The following is a 20796-nucleotide window of genomic DNA, read 5'->3' as shown; positions in this document are numbered from 1 at the left end:
GCGAATCTTTTTATGACGGTCTATGGCGTCCTGCTTGTACAAGCCGTTAATGTGCGCCAAAGAACATGCTAAAGGCGGATGTATGAGGGTGCTTTGGGGGCTGGGTAAAGCATTGACACTGATAGTTTGGGCCTTGGTGCTGAGTAATCTGTACCAGCCCTTGGTCTACCCGTTCGATGTGCTGATCAACCTTGTTGGCAGCCTGTTGGTGCTGACCCATGTGCTTGAGGTGCTCTTGTTCAAAGGTCGCCTGCAAGGCCGCCGCCATCCCTGGCGTGATCGCCTGTTGATTCTTGTGTTTGGAATTTTTCACGCACATACCCTTCCTGCCTCCCGCGAACGAGATGCCAGCCATGCGTAAGTTATGTTTGTTGGCTGCCTTGTGCAGCCCTTTTGCTCAGGCCGAGGTCGTCTCGGTCGAGGCCAACTCGATGATGCGCCTGCCCGCTAACGTCAGTGTATTGCGCCTGGAAAAGCTCGATGTTGCTGACTACGGGACGTTATTGATTCCAGCGGGGATCACCCAGGTCGATATCGACCAACTGCAGCTGGGTCGTGAAGCACGCATCACTATCGTTCCTGCCGAGCACGGCATCGCGCTGCGGGTGGCGCGTGCCGAACTGGGCGAGGGCAGCCAGATCAATGCCCGTGGCGCCACCGGTACCTTTGAAAAGCCTGCGCGGCCAGCCCGGGACCTGAGCCTGCGGATTGAGTCACTGCAAGCGCCGCAACTGTCCATTGATGCCCGTGGCGGTACGGGAGCGCCGGGTTTTGCCGGGCTTGATGGCGGTAATGGCGAAGAGCCAGGCTGTACTTGGGGCGCGGCGGGCTCCGGAGCCAATGGCGACAATGGAGGTAACGGGCAACCGGGTGCGGCCGGCGGGCAGGTGCGGGTTGAGCTGCCGCGTGACTACCCGGCCGAACAAGTCCGTGTGCGGGTTGACGGCGGTACGGGCGGCAAGCCCGGCGAGGCCGGACGGGCTGGCGCAGGCGGCAAAGCCAAGGGCTGTGTGGTGTATCGCACCGATGGCGGCAAGTCCGGCAAGCCGGGCCTGGCCGGGCAGCCGGGGGAAGCGGGTACGGCAGGTGCTGTGACTATCCAGCGGTTGTAACCTGTGCACGGCACGCAATATCCGCTGAGGCGCTAAGCGCAGATTGCGCAACACATTCACTCCAAACAGGCCGGCCGGTCGGCCGCCTCGGGGGCGCTGTGCTTTTGATCTGCCTGCCCTCCCGGGAGGGCGAGTGGAGGTTCTGTGGAGTGGGTCGACCGGCATGGATGCCGGGAGAGCCGCGATGGGCCATGGATGGCCCGTGGCGGCGTGCCCACGGAACAGGACCGGAGCGAGTGAACCTGAGCGCAGCGAAGGCCGTACGATGGGCCGCAAGCGCTTTGGTTACTTTGCCGCTTTTGCAAAGTGACTCGCTGTAAGAGCGAAACCAATATTTCAGTTAGACGCAAATGCCGGATATGTAACCGGTGGATCAGTTGATTTGCGGCACAGCTACGTATAAATAAACGACGTGCCTGTCGCCAATCAGGCGCGTGCTGCTTCAGTGCGTTACCAGCGTGTCCAGCAACTTGTCGACATAACCCTTGGCCAGCTTTGCAGCGATGGGCCGAGACTATTCCCCGATTTTAAGCGGCGCAAGCGAACGGGATTTTCTAGGAAGTTTCACGGAAACGAAAACGAAACGTCGTACGAAACGCCTGATATTAAAGGCCAAATGCCTTGCTGTCGTCGTCGCAAACACTGCAAACACGAACCCTCTGATACCCCGTAATTAAATGGTTGTACGACTGCTGCGCAGCCGGACGCCGCCTCGTTCCTTCGGCAGCTACACCCATCCGGCTTTTAAAAAGTCGGCCGAGCCGCCGCAATTGCCACCAACACCAGCCCCACAATCAGATTGCACCCTACCAGCCGGCGAATTTTCCCCATTACCGCTGCCCCGTCAGCCCAAGCCTGGGCTTCGACAGCCTTGCGCAACTCAGGCAACTGCAGCGATTGAATGCGGATAAATAACGCCACCATCACGATGTACAAGCCCATCATGATCTGCACATAGCGCGGCGCCGTTTCAAAACCGTTGAAGCGCATTTGCAGAAGACCTACACCGCTTATCGGCAAAATCACCACTGCGATCCACACCCATACAAAAAAACGTTGGAACACCTCTACCCACAGTTTTAACCGCGCCGGGCCTTCAAGGGCCGTGACAGCCGCCGGGCGCAGGATCATCCAGGCGAAAAACATGCCGCCCACCCAGATCAGGGCGGCCAGTACATGCAGGCTGTAGGCGAGGGCAAAGGCGGTCATTGGGGTACTCCGTTCGGCGCGGGATGAATTAGCGGGGTATGATAGCGGTCATTCGAACCACTGAAAATTTATCCAGCGTTTCTTGCGCCCGAAGAACCATGATTAGTACCGAACTCAAAACTCAGATCCAGGGCGCTTACTCGCGTTTTCTCGAATCCAAGAGCCTCAAGCCGCGTTACGGTCAGCGTCTGATGATCGCTGAAGTGGCCAAGGTGCTGGGCGATATCGACACCGACGAAGAAAACCACCGCAGTGGCGACCCGGCTGTGGTCGCCGTAGAAGCGGGCACCGGTACCGGCAAAACCGTGGCTTACTGCCTGGCCGCCATTCCTGTGGCCAAGGCCGCGGGCAAGCGCCTGGTGGTTGCCACGGCAACGGTCGCCCTGCAGGAGCAGATCGTCTACAAGGACCTCCCGGACCTGATGCGCAACAGCGGGCTGAACTTCAGCTTTGCCCTGGCCAAGGGCCGTGGCCGCTATATGTGCCTGTCCAAGCTCGACATGCTGCTGCAAGAGGGCCACGCGCAAACCGCGACGGCGCAGCTGTTCGAGGAAGAAGGCTTCAAGATCGAAGTCGATGAGGCCAGCCAGAAGCTGTTCACCAGCATGATCGAAAAGCTGGCTGGCAATAAGTGGGATGGCGACCGCGACAGCTGGCCCCAGGCCCTTGAAGACCAGGACTGGGCGCGCCTGACCACCGATCACAGCCAGTGCACCAACCGTCATTGCCCCAACTTCGGCCAGTGCGCTTTCTACAAGGCCCGGGAAGGCATGAGCAAGGTGGACGTGATCGTCACCAACCACGACATGGTGCTCGCCGACCTCGCGTTGGGCGGGGGCGCGGTATTGCCTGACCCCCGTGACACGGTCTATGTGTTTGACGAAGGCCATCACCTGCCGGACAAGGCCATTGGCCATTTTGCCCACTACACCCGTTTGCGCTCCACCGCCGACTGGCTGGAGCAAACCGCCAAGAACCTTACCAAACTGTTGGCCCAACACCCGTTGCCCGGCGACCTGGGGCGTTTGCTGGAGCAAGTGCCGGAGCTGGCCAAAGAAATCAAGGCCCAGCAACAGTTCATGTTCACTGCCTGCGAGCAGATCGCCGACTTTAAAGTCGGCGAAGAGCCCGAGGGTCGCGAGCGTCCGCGCCATCGCTTTATTGGCGGCCTGATTCCCGATCACATGCGTGAAATGGGCATCGAGTTGAAAAAAGGATTCTCGCGTCTGACCGACCTGTTCACCCGTCTTACCGAGATTCTCAAGGACGGCATGGATGGCGAGGTCAATATCGGCATCACCAGCAACCAGGCCGAGGAATGGTACCCGCTGTTTGGCAGCCTGCTGTCCCGGGCTCAGGGTAACTGGGAGCTATGGACCGCGTTCACCGTCGAGGACCCTGAAGACAACCCGCCCATGGCGCGCTGGCTGACCCTGGCTGAAAGCGGTTCGCTGTTTGATATCGAGGTCAACGCCAGCCCCATCCTGGCCGCCGAGATGCTGCGTCGCAACCTGTGGAACGTGGCCTATGGGGTACTCGTGACCTCCGCCACCCTGACAGCACTGGGCACCTTCGACCGTTTCCGCATGCGTGCCGGCCTGCCCAAAACAGCCGTGACGGCGGTGGTGCCCAGCCCTTTCCATCATGCTGATGCCGGTGTGTTGCGAGTGCCTGACCTCAAAGCCGACCCCCGTGACGCTACGGCTCATACGGCGGCGATCATTCGTGACTTGCCCGCGCTGGTCGAAGGCTCGCGGGGCACGCTGGTGCTGTTTTCATCACGCAAGCAGATGCAGGACGTATTCGACGGCCTGGAGCGCGACTGGCGCAAGCAAGTGTTTATCCAGGGTAACCTGTCCAAACAGGAAACCCTCAACAAGCACAAGGCGCGGGTCGATGGCGGGGACTCCAGTGTGTTGTTTGGCCTGGCCAGTTTTGCCGAAGGCGTGGATTTGCCTGGTGCCTACTGCGAGCACGTGGTGATCGCCAAAATACCGTTTTCGGTACCCGATGATCCGGTCGAAGCGGCCCTGGCCGAGTGGATCGAGGCCCGGGGTGGCAACCCCTTCATGGAGATATCCGTGCCTGATGCCTCGCTCAAGCTGGTTCAGGCTTGCGGGCGTTTGCTGCGTACCGAACAGGATCGCGGCACCATCACCTTGCTGGACCGGCGCCTGGTCACCCAGCGCTATGGCAAGGCGATTCTGAATGCACTGCCGCCGTTCAGGCGCGAAATTTCTTAAGCGCGGGTCGGCGTTATCGTCGACTTTGCTGTCTATGCTTTGACTTTCACCACCTCACAGGCCGATTTTCGGCCGTTTGGGAGAACCAGATCCATATGATTCGCCGTTCGCTGTCTGCTGTTTTTGCGTTGCTGGTCACGACTCCGCTGTTGGCGGCGCCTGCTGGCCAACAAACCCTGTTCAATTTCGTTCGCCCTGCCGATGTGGTGCAAGTGGCGACTACGGATGCGATCTTGCCGCAATACAATGCGGAGCAAACAGCCGAAGGCGAAGTGCTGCGCCGCGTCACCTTCAACCCGGCCGTCGCGCCCAGCCTGCGTTTGACTCCGCAAACCGGGGTATGGGACTGGTCGCAGTCGGGGATGATGACCCTGCGCATCCAGAACGCCATGAACTGGGCACTTACGCTGGACGTGACCGTGCAAAGCAGCAACGGCAAAACCCTGACCAGCCGTGTCGACCTGCCTGCCGACCCGGCGCAAACCCTGTTGTTGCCGCTAAAAGCCAATTCTCCCCACAGCCAGGGCATGCGCGCCGGCCCACCGATGCCGATGACGCTGGATGGCCAGCGCATTCTGCTGGCCAGCAGCCAGGGCGAAATCGATCTGAGCCAGGTGGTGTCGGTAAGTCTGTCGATTGCGCAACCGAGCGTCGCGCAGAGCATCCTGCTGGAGCGCTTCGGCGTGCAGGACGGCACAGGCGTAATCAAGGCCGTGTACGGCGCGATCGTCGACGGCTACGGCCAGTCGACCCGCGCCAAATGGCCGGAGCGTGTTGCCAATGACGAACAGCTCAAGGGCGCCGCCGCAAAAGAACAGCAGCAACTCAAAGGCTGGCTGGCCGGGCGTGCCGACCAGGACAAGTACGGCGGCTGGCTGAAGGGCGCGGGGTTTGAGGCAACCGGGTTTTTCCGCACAGAAAAGCGCAATGGCCGCTGGAACCTGATCACCCCTGAAGGTCACCCGTTTTACTCGCTGGGCCTAAATGCCGTAACGGCCAACGACAGCCAGACCTATGTTGCCGGCCGTGAGTGGATGTTTACCGATTTGCCCCAAGATGGCACTCCTCTGGCCAGTTTTTACGGCAATGCGAACAACAACAGCGGCAACGCCTCGACCCAGGGCAGGGGCTTTGACGCCGGGCGCTGGTACAACTTTTATGCCGCCAACCTGCAGCGCATCTACGGTGAACCCTGCGTAACGGCTAAAACTGAACCGGATAGCGCACCGGTGAGCCCTTGTGCACCTCCAGCCTTTGATGCCAAGCGTTGGCAGGCCCGCACCCTGGATCGCCTGCAAGCCTGGGGCTTCAACACCATCGGCAACTGGAGCGACCCCGAACTGGGCCTCAACGATCGCGTGCCCTACACCCTGCCGCTGTCGATTGTGGGGGACTACACCAGCATCAGTACCGGCACCGACTGGTGGGGTGGCATGCCCGACCCGTTTGACCCGCGCTTTGCCATGGCCACCGAGCGCGCCGTGGCCATTGCCGCTCGCGATCATCGCGATGATCCATGGTTGATCGGTTACTTTGCCGACAACGAACTGGCCTGGGCTGGTCCGGGTAATGACCCGAAATCCCGTTATGCATTGGCCCTAGGCACTTTGCGCATGACCACGGATGTACCCGCCAAGCGGGCCTTCCTCAAGCAGCTGCGTGACAAATACCGCAACCAGCAGGGTCTTTCCAAGGCCTGGGGTATTGAAATTCCGGCCTGGGAGCTGATGGAGGACCCGGGTTTTGAAGGGCCTTTGCCCAACGCCGAGCACCCGCAAATCGAGGCGGATTATCAGTATTTCCAGAAAGTCTTTGCTGACACCTACTTCAAGACCATTTCCGACTCGCTCAAATGGCATGCTCCAAACCACTTGCTGCTCGGCGGACGGTTTGCCGTCAGTACGCCAGAGGCCGTGGCGTCCTGTGCCAAATACTGCGATGTACTGAGCTTCAACTTCTACACCCTGCAACCGCAAGACGGCTATGACTTCGGCAAACTGCGCGAACTGGACAAGCCGGTAATGATCACCGAGTTCAACTTCGGCTCCCGTGACCGTGGCCCGTTCTGGGGCGGCGTCACTGAAGTGGCCAACGAAGAAGCCCGTGGCCCGGCTTACAGCAAGTTCCTCAAACAGGCGGTGGCAGAACCGTCGATTGTTGGCGTGCACTGGTTCCAGTACCTGGACCAGCCGGTCACAGGCCGGTTGCTCGACGGCGAAAACGGCCACTTTGGCATGATCGGTATCACCGATTTGCCGTTTACCGGTTTTGTCGACAGCGTGCGCAAGGCCAACCTGCAGGCCCTTGGCCAGTTGGGCCAGGAGGCCGCCAAGGCCCAGGCCGAAGCCGAAAAAGCCGTCAAGGCGCCTGTGCATGCAACCGATGATGGCAGCGGCGGACGCTCTGGCGCGGGGCATGCAGGTGGGCACTCGGGCAAGGGGCACTGATTTTTCCTGCCCGATGGGCGGCGATGTATTTCGTCGCCCAGTAGGGGTTTCTTCCTTTTCAATTCCCACTTTAAAACTAAGGTCTTGCATTCCAACTGAATGGAGACTTCGAAATGGAAGCGAAAGGGAAGTGTGCAAGTGGGTTCGAAGCCGTTCAGGAAGCCTTTGAGGCGATCTTCGATGATCCTCAGGAGCGAGGAGCCGGTGTTTGTGTGCAGGTGGGCGGCGAAACCGTTGTCGACTTATGGGCGGGTGTGGCGGATCTGGAGGGCGAGCAGCCCTGGAACCACGACACATTGGTCAACACCTATTGTTGTATCAAACCCTTCACCGCCATCGCGGCACTGATGCTGGTGGAAGAGGGCAAGCTCGAGCTGGATCAGACGGTTGCCCACTATTGGCCGGAGTTTTCCCAGGGCGGCAAGGAGCGCATCACCTTGCGCCAGGTGTTGTGCCATACCTCAGGTATCCCGGCGCTGCGTTTGTCCAGCCGCACGCCCATTATGTACGACTGGGATGCAATGGCCGAAGTCGTCGCGGCAGAACCCTTGTGGTGGGAACCGGGAACCAGTGTCGGTTATGGCGCCACCACCTATGGCTGGATCCTTGGCGAGCTGGTTCGATGGGCCGATGGTCGCGACCCCTGTACCTTTATCCACGAGCGAATCTGCGAGCCCAACGACCTTGAAGTTCATATGGGCGTTGATGCCGAGCACTTTCACCGCATTGCCTTTTTCGAGCGCGCTGAAGGGCGAACGGGTGATAACTACGCCCAGGACTTGCGTGCCGTGATGGTCAGTGAGCCTGAGCATGTCGCGACCCTTGCATTTACCAATCCCGCCATGGGATCACGGCAAACGGCTGACCCGCGCTGGTGGGCCTATCGCCATCCCGGCGTAAATGCCCACGGTACCGCCCATGGCCTGGCCGGGTTTTACAGTGCGCTGCTGGGCGGGCGCCTGGTGGGGCCTGAGCTGCTCGCAGAGTTCACCCGCGAGCACAGTAACGATATGGACCGCACGCTGCTGCGGCCCATGCGTTATGGCCTGGGTTGCATGATGGAGCAGCCGGCGGACCCGGGAGCCTCCCATCGGATGGGGCCAAAGGCATTCGGGCATGTGGGGCTGGGCGGGCCAATCTCCTTTGCCGACCCTGAGCGGGAGGTGAGCTTCGGCTTTGTCACCACCACCATGGGCAGCCATGTGCTGATGGACCCGCGGGTGCAGAAGCTTGCGCCTTTGGTCTACGCCGCGCTGTAGACACACCCTAAGTAGCAGCTGCCGAAGGAACGAGGCTGCGTTCGGCGGCAAAGCCGTCGCGAAATCAGACCCTGCGGTATGTCAGTTATACCCGCAAGTCAGGTTTTACGACGGCTGCGCCGCCGGACGCAGCCTCGCTCCGCGAGTCAGCTGCGACGAGATTTTTGCCATGGGTGTTTTGCCTTTTTTCACAAAAAAAACACGCCCTTGCTGATACTTTGCCCGCCGACTCAACAGCGCACAAAAATTGTGTGCTCAGAGCGCTTTGCTCTGTTTCAAAATCTTACTGGTGCTGGAACAATGCACGCCTTGTAGAGCCATGCTTGATCCAGGAGGTCCGGGTGCAGATTCAGGGTTTTCACGACCTTAACTTCGAAGCAGTACGCGAGGCGTTTGCCGATCTTTTCAATGATCCGCAAGAGCGCGGCGCGGCGTTGTGCATCCAGATCGGTGGCGAAACCGTTCTCGACCTGTGGGCCGGTACCGCTGACAAGGACGGCGAGCAGCCGTGGCACACAGACACCATTGCCAATCTGTTTTCGTGCACTAAACCTTTTACCGCTGTCACGGCGTTGCAACTGGTCGAAGAGGGCAAGCTGGAGCTGGATGTGCCAGTGGCCCGCTATTGGCCCGAGTTCGCTGCTGCCGGCAAAGAGTCCATCACGTTGCGTCAGCTCCTGAGCCATCGCGCGGGTTTGCCGGCCTTGCGCGAATTGATGCCGGCCGAGGCGCTGTATGAATGGCAAACCATGGTCGATGCACTGGCCGCCGAAACCCCCTGGTGGACGCCGGGCGAAGGGCACGGCTATGCCGCGATCACCTATGGCTGGCTGGTGGGCGAGCTGATTCGCCGCGCCGATGGCCGCAGTGCGGGCCAGTCAATCATGGCGCGGACGGCCAGGCCGCTGGGGCTGGACTTCCATGTCGGGCTGGGTGACGAAGAGTTTTACCGGGTGGCCCATGTTGCCCGCAGCAAGGGCAATATGGGGGATGCGGCTGCGCAGCGCCTGTTGAAGGCCATGATGAATGAGCCTTCATCCATGAGTACGCGGGCATTCACCAATCCACCGTCTATTATGACAAGTACCAACAAACCCGAATGGCGCCGAATGGAGCAGCCAGCGGCCAATGGGCATGGTAATGCCCGTAGCCTGGCCGGTTTTTATAGCGGTTTGCTGGACGGCAGCCTGCTTGAAGCCGAAATGCTGGAGCAACTGACCCGCGAGCACAGCGTCGGCGAGGATAAAACCTTGCGCACGCAAACCCGTTTTGGGCTGGGGTGCATGCTGGATCAGCCAAGCGTGCCCAACGCGACGTTTGGCCTTGGGCCAAAAGCTTTCGGTCATCCCGGGGCTGGGGGGTCGACCGGCTTTGCCGACCCGGATCGCGAGGTGGCCTTTGGATTTGTGACCAATACCCTTGGGCCCAATATATTGATGGATCCCCGGGCGCAAAAACTGGTTAGAGTACTGGCTGAGTGCCTGTAAGCAGGATTTGTAGGCCATAGGTCGGAACTCGGTAGCTTTTCTGTTTTCAATACGTTTTTTATAGTGGGCTTAGTGCCTCTTTAATTCTTAATTCATTGTGTGGATATTCAATGTCATCTAATAAGACCCTCGCTCTGGCTCTTTGCCTGGCTATTACCGGTTGCGCACAAACTCCACAGAATGACGCCGAAGGTGGCCACAAATGGTGGCAGTTGGGCTCGTCCGACCAGGCGTCGACTCCTGCGGATAAAACTGCCACTGTTGCGGCCAAGCCAGCAGACAGCAAAACAACGCCACCGGTAACCAAAACTGCCACCGCCCCAGCGGTCGCAGCCAAAGACAGCGGTTCCAGCTGGTGGCCTTTTGGCTCTGACTCGGCGAAAAAAGACACCCCGGTTGAAAAGGACAAAAAAGTAGCCGTCACCGCCGCGCCTGCCTCTGCAGCAGCCTCTTCGAAAAACTGGTGGTGGCCGTTTGATAGCGATGCCAAAGACGCCAAAACTTCGCCGGTTGGCGTGATCCCGATGCCGGATCCGAAAATTACCCAGGCCTGGCTGGACGAATATGAGCCCCGCCTGCGTACTGCAATCAAGGACACCAACCTGCAACTGGAGCGTCGCGAGAATCTGCTGATTATCGTGGCTTCGGCTGACAGTTCGTTCAAGGCCACCCGCCCGGACTTGCTGATGCCGTCCATGCTTGGCCCGTTTACCCGAGTGGCCAAAGTGGTTGAAGGCGACCCAAAAACCGCCGTGCTGGTGCTGGGGCATGCCGACTCTTCGGGCGCAATGGCGGCCAATACCCGTCTGAGCCTGGACCGTGCCAAATCGGTGGCAGCGATCTTCCGTATGAGCGGTTTGCAAGGTAACCGCCTGACCTTGCGTGGCATGGGTTCGGTGATGCCTCGCGCAGCCAACGACAGCAACGAAGGTCGCGCCCTGAACCGTCGGGTTGAAATCCTGATGACCCCGCAAGCCACCATGGTTGCCCTGGTCAGCAAATACAGCCAGCCAGTCCTCACCCCGGCCGAGCTGGTTGCGGTGCAGCCAGCTGTTGCTCCTTCTGTGGCCAAAAAGAATGCAGCACCGGCCAAGAAAGGCGTCGTAGCCAAAAAGGCTGCGCCGGCCAAAAAAGCGGCCAAGCCAGCGCCAGCAAAAAAGCCGGTTGTCGCTAAAGCCAAAGCTGTTGCGGACAAGAAAGTTGCCGCCAACGATCAGGCCAAGAACTGACTGATTCAAGGAAGGATGGGGGCATGACTCAAGCACTGGCGGATATGCGACGTGACTACACCCGTGACGGGCTGGCCGAGGCTCAGGCCCCGGCCGAGCCTTTCGCGCTGTTTCATCAGTGGTTCGGCGATGCGGTGAAAACCGAGCAGCCACCGGTCGAGGCCAATGCCATGACCCTGGCCACGGTGGACGCCCGCGGGCGGCCGCATTGTCGGGTGTTGTTGCTCAAGGGGCTGGATGAACAGGGTTTTACCTTTTTCACCAACTACACCAGTGCCAAGGGCCAGCAGTTGGCCGAGCGCCCGTTCGCGGCCATGACCTTTTTCTGGCCAACCCTCGAGCGTCAGGTACGCATCGAGGGTCAGGTGGTCAAGGTCACTGCGCAAGAATCCGATGCCTACTATCAGGTTCGCCCCCTGGGCAGCCGGATCGGGGCCTGGGCCTCGCCGCAAAGCCAGGTGATTGCTGATCGCGATGAACTGGTCGAGCTGCTCAAAGCCACCGAGGCGCGCTTCAGTGACAGCCAGCCCCATTGCCCCGAGCACTGGGGCGGTTATCGCTTGCTGCCCGAGCGCATCGAGTTCTGGCAGGGGCGCCCGAGTCGCCTGCACGATCGCCTCAACTATCGGCGTGAGGGGGCAGACTGGGTGCGTGAGCGCCTGGCACCCTGAAGGCACCCTCTACAGCAAGGCGCGCAATGCAAACCGGCTATTTCGCGCTACTCTTTGCGAAGTCTTGTGTGGGCAAACAGCGCTATTGTTACTGTACAGACGCTGAATAAAGCCCTTTTATCCGCCCTGTGCCGTGACAGGTTACCGGCTGCGGAGTTTAATGAATCCCTGTTATTTTGGAGTTGATCCCATGCGTAAGTCCGTTCTGTTGGTTGCAGCATTCTCTACCATGACTGTTTTGTTGGGCGGCTGCACATCGAGCTTGACCGGCGACACCTACTCGCGCGACGAAGCCCGACGTGTACAGACCGTTCGTATGGGCACCATCGTTGCCCTGCGTCCTGTGCAAATTGAAGGCACCAAGACCCCGATCGGCGCTGCGACTGGCGCTATCGTGGGTGGTGTAGGCGGCAGCGCCATCGGTGGCGGTCGTGGCAGCATCGTCACCGCAGTGATCGGCGCCGTGGCCGGTGGTTTGCTGGGCTCGGCAGCCGAGTCGGGCCTGACCAAGACCCAGGGTGTGGAAATCACCGTGCGTGAAGACGACGGCAGCACCCGTGCTTACGTTCAGCAGGTTGAGCCTAACCAGGTATTCCGTACCGGTGAGCGCGTGCGCATCATGACCGTTGACGGTACCAGCCGCGTTACCCAGTAAAACAGGCGACAGCGTAAAAACAAAACCCCGGCCAGTGCGAACTGGCCGGGGTTTTTTATGGCTGTAAAGCAGCTCAGGACGAGTGCTTGAATGCCTGCTCGGCCCCAGACAGCGTTATGGCGATATGGTCCAGCAAGCGTTCTGCCGTGTACTTGGGCATACAGCTGAAGGCCATCACCACCGCCAGCCCCAGTGTCAGGGCAGGTCGAGGGACGTGACTGACGTTGTACTGCCTGAGGCTGAACACAAATACGCAGGCGGCGACAGAGCCTATCAGCGCTCCGGCGATGGCTTCCGGCAAAGGGTGGATGGTGAGGGCGACGTAATTGATGGCGAACCACCAGGTCGCCAGCAACCCGACCCCGAGTGCAGGCCAGCGCAAGCGCTGATCAAGCTGTTGGCACAGCAGGTTGAGCAACACGGTGAAGACCAGGCAAGCATTCATGGCGTGGCCGCTGAATACGGCAATGCCCAGGTCATGCAGGCCAACGCCCCAGCCCTTGAACAGGATCTTGCTGACGCCCACCACCAGGTAGGCAGTCACCAGCACGCCCAACCACAGCAAAGCGATTTTTCTGGATGCGCCCAGCCATAACCAGGCAGCAATCACCAGCGCTGCCGGGAACATCACGGTGATGCCGGCGTATTGCACAATCTGCATTTTATCGACCACGTTTCTCTCTTTTGGTTGTTCACTCAGGCGGGCTGTGTCTCTGTGAGAGCCAGCCTGAGTGAGCAACATCAGGGTTACGCCACCGGCTGTTTACGGCTAAAGAACAGCGTAACACCATAGCCGATCAGTGCTGCGAGGATCGAGCCGGTAAGGATGCCCATACGGTCCATGCCTACATAATCGCTGCCTGCAACGAACGCTAGTGAGCCCACAAACAGGCTCATGGTGAAGCCGATGCCGCACAGGATGGCCACGCCAAACACCTGGCCCCAGTTGGCGCCTGCCGGCAGCGCGGCCATGCCGGTCTTGATGGCGATCCAGGTCAGGCCGAACACGCCAAGGGTTTTGCCAATCAGCAAGCCTGCGGCAATGCCCATAGGCACATGGCTGACAAAACTGTGCAGGCTGACACCCGCCAGTGATACACCCGCATTGGCGAAGGCAAACAACGGCAGAATCGCGTAAGCCACCCAGGGATGCAGGGCATGCTCGATGCTCATCAGCGGTGAAGTTTCTGAGTTCTTGGTGCGCAGCGGAATGCAGAACGCCAGCGTTACACCTGCCAATGTGGCATGCACACCGCTTTTGAGTACGCACACCCAGAGGATCAGGCCGACGATCATATAAGGTGCGACCTTGATCACTCCCATGCGGTTCATGGCAATCAGCGCGATCAGGCATGCCGCAGCCAGCAGCAGGGACACACCCGACAGCTCGCTGGAGTAGAACACCGCAATCACGATGATTGCCCCCAGGTCATCGATGATCGCCAGGGTCATCAGGAACAGCTTCAGCGACACCGGTACACGCTTGCCGAGCAGGGCCAGCACGCCGAGGGCAAAGGCGATGTCGGTGGCCATGGGGATGGCCCAGCCGCCGAGAGCGTCCGGGTAATCCTTGTTGATGAACCAGTAGATCAGCGCCGGTACCACCATGCCGCCGATTGCCGCCGCGCCGGGCAGCACCACCTGTGAGGGTTTGGACAGCTGGCCTTCAAGCAGTTCGCGTTTGACCTCAAGGCCGATCAGCAGAAAAAACAAGGCCATCAGGCCATCGTTGATCCACAGCAGCGACGGTTTGGCAATTTGCAGGGCGCCGATTTGCACCGCTACCGGCACGTCCAGGAAGGCCGTGTAGTAATGGGAAAGCGGTGAGTTATTGACGATCAGAGCCAGAGCGGCCGCGGCAATCAACAGCAGACCGCTGGCAGCTTCCAACTGAAAGAACCGAGTGAAAGTGCTACGCAGAGGCAAGGTCGCTCTCCATCAATTAGGTAATAAGGTGCGACACCCTAACCTGTGGGGTTAGTGGTTAAAACAAAAACTATATTCTTTTTTGTTATAAGCAACGGCGTGCTCACACACCGCTCAAGAGCCTAGCAGTTGTGTGTCAAATTGAGTCTGATTTGTGCCTGTGAAGGCTGTAGGAAATAGACCAGCTTTGCTGGTTTTTCAGCAAGGATCCCGCCTGAAGAAGGAGAAGGCGGTGGCTGTGTGGGAGCGGGCTTGCTCGCGATACAGGCGCTACGGTCTGCCTGGCAAACCGTGGTGAATGCATCGCGAGCAAGCCCGCTCCTACATGTCAGGGCTGCAGCCCCTACCGAGTCAAAACCTAGGCTTCGATACCCAGAATGTCGCGCGCTACAGCTTCGGCAATACGGATACCGTCGACACCTGCCGACAGAATCCCGCCAGCGTAGCCAGCGCCTTCGCCTGCCGGGAACAAGCCCTTGACGTTAAGGCTCTGCATCGACGCATCACGGGTCATGCGCAGCGGCGACGAGGTACGGGTTTCGATGCCGGTGAGAATGGCATCATGCATCGAGAAGCCCTTGATCTGCTTCTCGAACGCCGGCAGTGCTTCACGGATGGCTTCAATGGCGAAGTCCGGCAGGGCCAGGGCCAAGTCACCCAAAGACACACCCGGCTTATAGGATGGCTCGACGCTGCCCAGGGCCGTGGACGGTTTGCCCGCAATAAAGTCGCCCACCAGTTGCGCCGGGGCTTCATAGTTGCTGCCGCCCAGCACATAGGCGTGGGATTCGAGGCGTTCTTGCAGCTCGATGCCGGCCAACGGACCACCCGGGTAGTCTTCAGGCGTAATGCCGACCACGATGCCCGAGTTGGCATTGCGTTCGTTACGCGAATACTGGCTCATGCCGTTGGTCACAACACGGCCCGGTTCGCTGGTTGCCGCAACCACGGTGCCACCCGGGCACATGCAGAAGCTGTACACCGAGCGACCGTTTTTGGCGTGGTGCACCAGTTTGTAATCGGCAGCGCCCAGCTTCGGGTGGCCGGCATACTTGCCCAGGCGCGCACTGTCGATCAGCGACTGCGGGTGCTCGATACGGAAACCTACCGAGAACGGCTTGGCTTCCATATACACGCCACGATCGTGGAGCATGCGGAAGGTGTCCCGGGCGCTATGGCCCAGCGCCATGATCACGTGGCGAGCATTCAGTTGCTCGCCATCTGCCAGGATCACACCGGTCAGTTGACCGTTGTCGATCAGCACATCAGTCACGCGTTGTTGAAAACGCACTTCGCCGCCCAGCGCGATGATCTGCTGGCGCATATTTTCGACCACACCGGTCAGGCGGAACGTACCGATATGCGGCTTGCTGACATAGAGGATCTCGTCCGGCGCGCCGGCCTTGACGAACTCGTGCAGCACCTTGCGGCCGTGGTGTTTCGGGTCCTTGATCTGGCTGTAGAGCTTGCCGTCCGAGAACGTACCGGCACCGCCTTCGCCAAACTGCACATTGGACTCGGGGTTGAGTACGTTTTTACGCCACAGGCCCCAGGTGTCCTTGGTGCGCTGGCGCACTTCGGTACCACGTTCAAGAATGATCGGCTTGAAACCCATTTGTGCCAGCAGCAGCCCGGCGAAAATACCGCAGGGGCCGAAGCCGACCACAATCGGACGCTCGGTCAAGTCCTGGGGTGCCTGGCCGACGACCTTGTAACTGACGTCCGGCGCTGGATTGACGTTACGATCGTCGGCGAACTTGAGCAGCAGCGGCGCTTCATCGCGCACACTCACATCGATGGTGTAGATGAAGCACAGTTCGGACGATTTTTTACGCGCATCGTAGCTGCGCTTGAACAAGGTGAAATCGACCAGGTCATCACTTTCGATGCCCAGGCGCTGCAGGATGGCAGGGCGCAGGTCTTCATCGGGATGGTCGATCGGCAGCTTGAGTTCGGTGATTCGTAACATTGACAGTGTCCAGTATCGGGGGCCAGGTAAACCCTGGCAGAACCGCTAATTGTAAGCTGCTTCGGGGCAATATGCGGCAACAGTTATCGGTTAGTCGTTACGGGCGCCACCAAAATAGCCGCAGCCGCGCTGGACCTGACCGTTGATCCGTAGCTCGGCGCTCAGATGTTGCACGCTGCCATTGGCACTGTCGGTGCAGCGTTGTGGGGCCACCCACAGCTCGATGCGCTGATTGTTGGCCTCGGTGGACAGGGAGAAGCGGCCATCGCCGACCTGTTCTTCAACGTAGGGCAGCGCCAGGTCGGGCTGGCCTTCGCGCTTGAGCACCATGCCCTTGCCCCCGGCTTGCACTTCCCAGGCCGGGCCATTGCCGTTGGCGTGCACGGTCACCTGCTTGAAGTTGGGATCCTGGCAGGCGCTGTTGCTGCGCTCCAGGCGGTAGAGTTGCTGCAACTCGACTTCACCGTCTGTACCGGCTGTTGTGCTGGCGCTAAAACGGCCGCGGATATCGGCGAACAACTTGCCCGGTTTATTGGGCATGTAGGTCGCGTCCTGCACCAGCGTGGTGTCGGCGCTGTCACGAACTACATAGCGCTGTTGGCCGACGCAGGGTTGAAACACCCATTGATCATTGGCCGATACCAGCTCGCCCTGCAGGCGGGTTTGACCTGCGGTGGTGTCGGCAGGTTTGCTGCTGAACATCTGGCAACCGGCAAACACGGGCAGCAAGGCGAACAAAGCTAAGGAACGGGCAAAACGCATCATGGGCACTCCTGAAGGGTGTCGCCACGTTACTCAGCCTCGCGATGCATCACAAGTGATTCAACCTACGGTGAATGTCTGCCCGGTTTGCAAGCCTTCCACGCTTTTGGCGTAAGCCAGGGCCACATCGGCGCCCGATACAGGCTTGAAGCCGCGAAAGTACGGGGCGTATTTGTCCATCGCTTCTTCCAGGACCGTAGGGCTCACCGAGTTGACCCGCAGGCCCCGTGGCAACTCAATGGCGGCTGCTTTTACAAAACCGTCAAGTGCCGCGTTGACCAGCGCCGCCGAACTGCCGGTACGGATCGGCTCGCGGTTGATAACGCCGCTGGTGAAGGTGAACGAGGCCCCGTCGTTGGCAAACTCGCGGCCAATCAGCAGCAGATTGACCTGGCCCATCAACTTGTCCTGCAAACCGAGGGCGAAGTCGCTTTCGCTCATGTCAGCCAGTGCGGCGAACGTGACGTTACCGGCGGCACAGATCAGCGCATCGAAGCGCCCGGTTTGCGCGAAGAGTTGGCGGATTGATTCACTGTCGCTGATATCGACCTGATAATCCCCGCTTTTTCGACCAATTTCTACGATCTCATGGCGCGGTGACAACTCGCGGCGAATGGCTGAACCGATGGTGCCGTGAGCGCCGATCAAAAGGATTTTCATGTTGTGTGCCTTTGTGGATGACGTGAGTGCTCAGTCTAGTGGTGCTTTTTAAGTGGGATAAGCGCACTAATAGGCAACCTTTGGTTTTCATATGGAAACAATCCATGAGTGAAATGGATGATCTGGCTGCGTTCGCGGTCTTGATCGACGCTGGCAGTTTTACCTTGGCCGCCCAGCAACTGGGCTGCAGCAAGGGGCAGTTGTCCAAGCGTATCAGCCAGCTTGAGGCGCAGTTTTCGGTGGTGTTGCTGCATCGCACCACCCGGCGCTTGAGCCTTACGGCGGCTGGCGCGGCACTACTGCCACAAGCCCAGGCGCTGGTGGTGCAAGTGGAGCGGGCACGTCAGGCACTTGCCCGGCTAAAGGATGATGTTGCAGGCCCGGTACGCATGACCGTGCCCGTATCCCTGGGCGAGACCTTCTTTGATTCGCTGTTGCTGGAGTTTTCCCGCGAATACCCGCAGGTGCAGATCGAGCTGGAGCTCAACAACAGCTATCGCGATATGGTGCGGGAAGGGTTTGATCTGGCGATACGCTCGCAGGTTGCCAGCCATGAACGGCTGGTGGCCAAGCAGGTGCTTAACTGGCACGAGATCACCTGCGCCAGCCCTGCCTATCTTGAGCAATACGGCGAGCCGGTTACGCCGCAAGAACTGGTCGAGCACCGCTGTCTGCTTAACAGCCACTACAGCGGTCGTGAGGAGTGGCACTACCACCGCCAGCATGAACTGCAACGAGTGCGGGTCTCGGGGTCGTTTGCCAGCAATCACTACAGTCTGCTGAAAAAAGCGGCCGTGATCGGTGCCGGCATCGCCCGCTTGCCCTCGTACATGCTTGGCTGCGAGTTGGCTGATGGGCGCCTGCGTGGCTTGTTGCGTGACTATCAAACGCGCAGCAACCCCATGTATCTGGTTCACCCTTATCAAGGCGGTTTGCCCAGGCGTACTCAGGTATTGGCGGATTTCCTGGTGGGCTGGTTCCAGAGTAATGGTGAGGCCATTGACCTGCTTTAACGAAAACGCTGTGCAATCAGATGATCAATCGACAGCGCACCCGGGCCCTTGGCCATCAAGTACAACAAGACCGCGATCCAGGTGCCGTGAGTCGGGTAGGCATCAGGGTATACGAACAGCTGGATGGTCATGCTCATGGCCAGCAGTGCCAGCGCCGAGAACCGGGTGGCCAAGCCCAGCAGGATCAGCACCGGGAAAACATGCTCGCTGAAGGCGGCAGCGTGAGCAGCCACCTCGGGGGAGAGTAGCGGGACTTTGTATTCCGTACTGAACAAGTACAGCGCAGAGTCAGACAGATGCGGCATACCGAGTTGAAAGGTGCCTTCAACCAGATCGATTGCCAAACCTTCAACCTTGGTCTGGCCTGATTTCCAGAACACCGCCGCAATGGAAAAGCGTGCGACAAAGGCGATCAGTGTGTCGGGTATGCAGTGCAACAGCCCGATTGCGCCTCCGATCCAGCGCTGTAGCAGGCCGGGGCTTATTGTTTGAGTATTCATGGCGAGGCCTCGAGGGCGGGTTGTAAGCCGGTGATGGTGTTATTGCTAATCAACAGTGCCAGGGCCTGGCCCAGGTTAAAGTCTGGGTCGGCTTCCAGGGCATGGGCCGCGGCCAACCCCAGGGCATTCCCCGCTTTGAGCAAGTGCACAAATACTGCGCACCCTGAGCTGACCGTGAATACCTCCACGCGCAATTCATTGCGTATTACCAGGACGCTTTGTGGTTGGCGCGTGTCCAGTCCCTGTATCTGTCCCTGGCGTTGGTGCGCCGCCCACAAGGACGCGATGGCGTAGGGTGAATGCAGCGATGCGACACCGGGGTGCAGTTGCAGGTGTAAATGGGGCAGCCCCTCGGGGCTGTTGAGCGCCTGAGCCAGCAGCCCGGGGTTTACGGCGCACACGTCTGCGGCGTGAAAGGCCTGCACACACAAACGCTCAAGGCGAGCCACGTCCGCCAGGTAGGGCACGCTTCTGGCGGGTGCAAAGGCATTGATAAAACCGGCGAACTGGCTGCCATAGGCGCTCATGACCGGGCTGTCGGGTGGGTGTTTTTGAATAAATATCTGCGCCATGGCCTGAAAAAAGGCCTCACCCACCAATTGCGCAACAACGGGATAGCTGGTGGCCAGCGCGTTGATCAGTCCGCTTTGCACATTGTTGCGATATACCGCGAAACGGCGGTCAATGTCGCCGTTGTAGCAGGCAATGCCTGTGGGGGCGGGCGTGTGTGGATTGAGCAATGCTTCACTGAATGTTTCTTGTAGTTTCATGGCTGCACCTGTGCGCTGAACAGGTAGCGGTCAGCTAAGCGGGCTTCCTGAAGCAGTTCGGTGAGAGGGGGCAGATGATTGTCGCGTTCGATCAGGGTGGCCATCGGGCCAATTCGGTCCAGTACTTGCTGGTACAGCGCCCATACCGCTTGATCGACAGGTGCGCCGTGGTTATCGATCAGCAAGCGTTGACCCAGGCTGTCTGCTTCTTCAGCAAAACCCGCCAGATGAACCTCACCTACGGCCTGAAGGGGCAAGGCATCGAGATAGACAACAGGATCGCGGGCGTGGTTGATGCATGACACATACACATTGTTTACATCCAGCAAAAGGCCACAGCCGGTACGGCTTATGACTTCCTGAATAAAACCGGCTTCGTCGAATTGGGCCTCGTCGAACTCGATATAGGTCGCGGGGTTTTCCAGCAGTATCTGGCGCTTCAACACATCCTGTGCCTGGTCCATATGCGCGCATACCCGGTGCAGCGTGGCGGTGTCATAGCGCAAAGGCAGCAGATCATTGAGGAATAATGGCCCGTGGGAGGACCATGCCAGATGTTCGGAAAACATCTGCGGCTGGTAACGCTCGAGCAATAGGCTCAGGCGGCGCAAGTGTTCGGTATTGAGCGGGCTTTCGCCGCCAATCGACAGGCCAACGCCATGAATTGACAGCGGGTAATGTTCGCGGATCAAGCCCAGGTAATGGTGGAAAGGGCCGCCAGCTACCATGAAGTTCTCGGCATGCACTTCAAAGAACCCGATGTCTGGGCGGCTCGCAAGTACATCCACAAAGTGCTCGGCCTTGAGCCCCAGCCCCGCACGAGGCGGGAGCCGGGGCGCACGAGGCGCGATAAGCGAAGCAAGCGGGCTGTGCATTATCAACAC

19 protein-coding genes are annotated in these 20796 nt (G+C 59.4%); 10 read left to right on the top strand and 9 right to left on the bottom strand.

What is annotated here, in order from left to right; translation table 11 throughout:
• Window positions 1-82 precede the first annotated feature (82 nt).
• Together ACP7BE_RS09875 and ACP7BE_RS09870 are read left to right on the top strand one after the other, a co-directional pair.
• Entirely contained in the window at window positions 83-361 is a 279-nt protein-coding gene (locus ACP7BE_RS09875; protein ID WP_315262324.1) for a DUF1145 domain-containing protein, read from the top strand.
• Window positions 354-1112, top strand: a complete 759-nt coding sequence (locus ACP7BE_RS09870) for a hypothetical protein (RefSeq protein ID WP_095002973.1) — start codon at window positions 354-356, stop codon at window positions 1110-1112. The genes ACP7BE_RS09875 and ACP7BE_RS09870 overlap by 8 nt, the downstream gene beginning before the upstream one ends.
• Before the next feature lie 744 nt (window positions 1113-1856).
• Here the strand turns inward: ACP7BE_RS09870 and ACP7BE_RS09865 are convergent.
• The gene (locus ACP7BE_RS09865; protein WP_095002974.1) at window positions 1857-2321 is read right to left on the bottom strand and encodes a CopD family protein; all 465 of its coding nucleotides are present in this window, start codon (window positions 2319-2321) and stop codon (window positions 1857-1859) included.
• A 98-nt stretch (window positions 2322-2419) separates the two neighbouring features.
• Between ACP7BE_RS09865 and dinG the strand changes: the two genes are divergently transcribed.
• From dinG to ACP7BE_RS09830, 7 genes are all read left to right on the top strand, one after another.
• Window positions 2420-4564 carry an ATP-dependent DNA helicase DinG gene (gene dinG / locus ACP7BE_RS09860; RefSeq protein ID WP_095002975.1) on the top strand — a complete coding sequence of 715 codons (2145 nt, stop codon included), beginning with the start codon at window positions 2420-2422 and terminating at the stop codon, window positions 4562-4564.
• A 95-nt stretch (window positions 4565-4659) separates the two neighbouring features.
• A complete protein-coding gene (locus tag ACP7BE_RS09855; RefSeq protein WP_426105687.1) occupies window positions 4660-7011 on the top strand; it encodes a beta-galactosidase in 2352 nt (783 codons plus the stop codon).
• A 113-nt stretch (window positions 7012-7124) separates the two neighbouring features.
• Window positions 7125-8270 (top strand): serine hydrolase domain-containing protein, encoded by a 1146-nt coding sequence (locus ACP7BE_RS09850; protein ID WP_426105685.1) that lies wholly within the window; start codon window positions 7125-7127, stop codon window positions 8268-8270.
• 341 nt (window positions 8271-8611) lie between these two features.
• Window positions 8612-9757, top strand: coding sequence for a serine hydrolase domain-containing protein (locus tag ACP7BE_RS09845; RefSeq protein ID WP_095020407.1), 1146 nt, complete (start codon window positions 8612-8614; stop codon window positions 9755-9757).
• A gap of 110 nt (window positions 9758-9867) precedes the next feature.
• Window positions 9868-10986: an OmpA family protein gene (locus ACP7BE_RS09840; protein ID WP_095002979.1), complete on the top strand. Its 1119-nt coding sequence runs from the start codon at window positions 9868-9870 to the stop codon at window positions 10984-10986.
• 23 nt (window positions 10987-11009) lie between these two features.
• Window positions 11010-11657: a pyridoxamine 5'-phosphate oxidase gene (pdxH, locus tag ACP7BE_RS09835; RefSeq protein ID WP_095002980.1), complete on the top strand. Its 648-nt coding sequence runs from the start codon at window positions 11010-11012 to the stop codon at window positions 11655-11657.
• A 190-nt stretch (window positions 11658-11847) separates the two neighbouring features.
• Window positions 11848-12312, top strand: coding sequence for a glycine zipper 2TM domain-containing protein (locus ACP7BE_RS09830; protein ID WP_095002981.1), 465 nt, complete (start codon window positions 11848-11850; stop codon window positions 12310-12312).
• Between the two features lie 73 nt (window positions 12313-12385).
• On the opposite strand, the gene ACP7BE_RS09825 is transcribed toward ACP7BE_RS09830, so the two are convergent.
• The 5 genes from ACP7BE_RS09825 to ACP7BE_RS09805 all read right to left on the bottom strand — a co-directional run bounded on the left by ACP7BE_RS09825 (window position 12386) and on the right by ACP7BE_RS09805 (window position 17629).
• Complete coding sequence (locus ACP7BE_RS09825) at window positions 12386-12985, bottom strand: hypothetical protein (protein ID WP_095002982.1); 600 nt, start codon at window positions 12983-12985, stop codon at window positions 12386-12388.
• Between the two features lie 74 nt (window positions 12986-13059).
• Window positions 13060-14238, bottom strand: coding sequence for a Na+/H+ antiporter NhaA (gene nhaA / locus ACP7BE_RS09820; RefSeq protein ID WP_095002983.1), 1179 nt, complete (start codon window positions 14236-14238; stop codon window positions 13060-13062).
• A gap of 358 nt (window positions 14239-14596) precedes the next feature.
• On the bottom strand, window positions 14597-16207 hold the full coding sequence (locus tag ACP7BE_RS09815; protein ID WP_095002984.1) for an NAD(P)/FAD-dependent oxidoreductase: 1611 nt from the start codon (window positions 16205-16207) through the stop codon (window positions 14597-14599).
• 90 nt (window positions 16208-16297) lie between these two features.
• Window positions 16298-16969, bottom strand: coding sequence for a COG3650 family protein (locus tag ACP7BE_RS09810; RefSeq protein ID WP_191623812.1), 672 nt, complete (start codon window positions 16967-16969; stop codon window positions 16298-16300).
• Window positions 16970-17029: 60 nt separating this feature from the next.
• Window positions 17030-17629, bottom strand: a complete 600-nt coding sequence (locus tag ACP7BE_RS09805; RefSeq protein WP_095002986.1) for a short chain dehydrogenase — start codon at window positions 17627-17629, stop codon at window positions 17030-17032.
• Window positions 17630-17733: 104 nt separating this feature from the next.
• Here ACP7BE_RS09805 and ACP7BE_RS09800 point away from each other — a divergent pair, with 104 nt between their 5' ends.
• Complete coding sequence (locus ACP7BE_RS09800; RefSeq protein WP_095002987.1) at window positions 17734-18642, top strand: LysR family transcriptional regulator; 909 nt, start codon at window positions 17734-17736, stop codon at window positions 18640-18642.
• Here the strand turns inward: ACP7BE_RS09800 and ACP7BE_RS09795 are convergent.
• The 3 genes from ACP7BE_RS09795 to ACP7BE_RS09785 are packed head-to-tail and all read right to left on the bottom strand — an operon-like array spanning window position 18639 to window position 20787.
• Window positions 18639-19142, bottom strand: coding sequence for a DoxX family protein (locus ACP7BE_RS09795; protein WP_095002988.1), 504 nt, complete (start codon window positions 19140-19142; stop codon window positions 18639-18641). The genes ACP7BE_RS09800 and ACP7BE_RS09795 overlap by 4 nt on opposite strands.
• Window positions 19139-19912 carry a putative DNA-binding domain-containing protein gene (locus ACP7BE_RS09790; protein ID WP_426105679.1) on the bottom strand — a complete coding sequence of 258 codons (774 nt, stop codon included), beginning with the start codon at window positions 19910-19912 and terminating at the stop codon, window positions 19139-19141. The genes ACP7BE_RS09795 and ACP7BE_RS09790 overlap by 4 nt, the downstream gene beginning before the upstream one ends.
• On the bottom strand, window positions 19909-20787 hold the full coding sequence (locus tag ACP7BE_RS09785; RefSeq protein WP_095002990.1) for a DUF692 domain-containing protein: 879 nt from the start codon (window positions 20785-20787) through the stop codon (window positions 19909-19911). The genes ACP7BE_RS09790 and ACP7BE_RS09785 overlap by 4 nt, the downstream gene beginning before the upstream one ends.
• Window positions 20788-20796 lie beyond the last annotated feature (9 nt).

It is taken from the genome of Pseudomonas sp. TWR1-1-3 (assembly GCF_049896805.1).
In the GTDB taxonomy this organism is placed as follows: domain Bacteria; phylum Pseudomonadota; class Gammaproteobacteria; order Pseudomonadales; family Pseudomonadaceae; genus Aquipseudomonas; species Aquipseudomonas bubulae.
This window is presented reverse-complemented; position numbering and strand designations above follow the sequence as displayed.

Excerpts from the sequence above, each read along its gene's own strand:
- pdxH (WP_095002980.1), top strand. The coding sequence starts at position 11,010 with ATGACTCAAGCACTGGCGGATATGCGACGTGACTACACCCGTGACGGG.
- ACP7BE_RS09840 (WP_095002979.1), top strand. The coding sequence starts at position 9,868 with ATGTCATCTAATAAGACCCTCGCTCTGGCTCTTTGCCTGGCTATTACC.
- ACP7BE_RS09855 (WP_426105687.1), top strand. The coding sequence starts at position 4,660 with ATGATTCGCCGTTCGCTGTCTGCTGTTTTTGCGTTGCTGGTCACGACT.
- ACP7BE_RS09850 (WP_426105685.1), top strand. The coding sequence starts at position 7,125 with ATGGAAGCGAAAGGGAAGTGTGCAAGTGGGTTCGAAGCCGTTCAGGAA.
- ACP7BE_RS09815 (WP_095002984.1), bottom strand. The coding sequence starts at position 16,207 with ATGTTACGAATCACCGAACTCAAGCTGCCGATCGACCATCCCGATGAA.
- dinG (WP_095002975.1), top strand. The coding sequence starts at position 2,420 with ATGATTAGTACCGAACTCAAAACTCAGATCCAGGGCGCTTACTCGCGT.
- ACP7BE_RS09795 (WP_095002988.1), bottom strand. The coding sequence starts at position 19,142 with ATGAATACTCAAACAATAAGCCCCGGCCTGCTACAGCGCTGGATCGGA.
- ACP7BE_RS09785 (WP_095002990.1), bottom strand. The coding sequence starts at position 20,787 with ATGCACAGCCCGCTTGCTTCGCTTATCGCGCCTCGTGCGCCCCGGCTC.
- ACP7BE_RS09790 (WP_426105679.1), bottom strand. The coding sequence starts at position 19,912 with ATGAAACTACAAGAAACATTCAGTGAAGCATTGCTCAATCCACACACG.
- ACP7BE_RS09875 (WP_315262324.1), top strand. The coding sequence starts at position 83 with ATGAGGGTGCTTTGGGGGCTGGGTAAAGCATTGACACTGATAGTTTGG.
- ACP7BE_RS09865 (WP_095002974.1), bottom strand. The coding sequence starts at position 2,321 with ATGACCGCCTTTGCCCTCGCCTACAGCCTGCATGTACTGGCCGCCCTG.
- ACP7BE_RS09870 (WP_095002973.1), top strand. The coding sequence starts at position 354 with ATGCGTAAGTTATGTTTGTTGGCTGCCTTGTGCAGCCCTTTTGCTCAG.
- ACP7BE_RS09800 (WP_095002987.1), top strand. The coding sequence starts at position 17,734 with ATGAGTGAAATGGATGATCTGGCTGCGTTCGCGGTCTTGATCGACGCT.
- ACP7BE_RS09810 (WP_191623812.1), bottom strand. The coding sequence starts at position 16,969 with ATGCGTTTTGCCCGTTCCTTAGCTTTGTTCGCCTTGCTGCCCGTGTTT.
- ACP7BE_RS09830 (WP_095002981.1), top strand. The coding sequence starts at position 11,848 with ATGCGTAAGTCCGTTCTGTTGGTTGCAGCATTCTCTACCATGACTGTT.
- ACP7BE_RS09805 (WP_095002986.1), bottom strand. The coding sequence starts at position 17,629 with ATGAAAATCCTTTTGATCGGCGCTCACGGCACCATCGGTTCAGCCATT.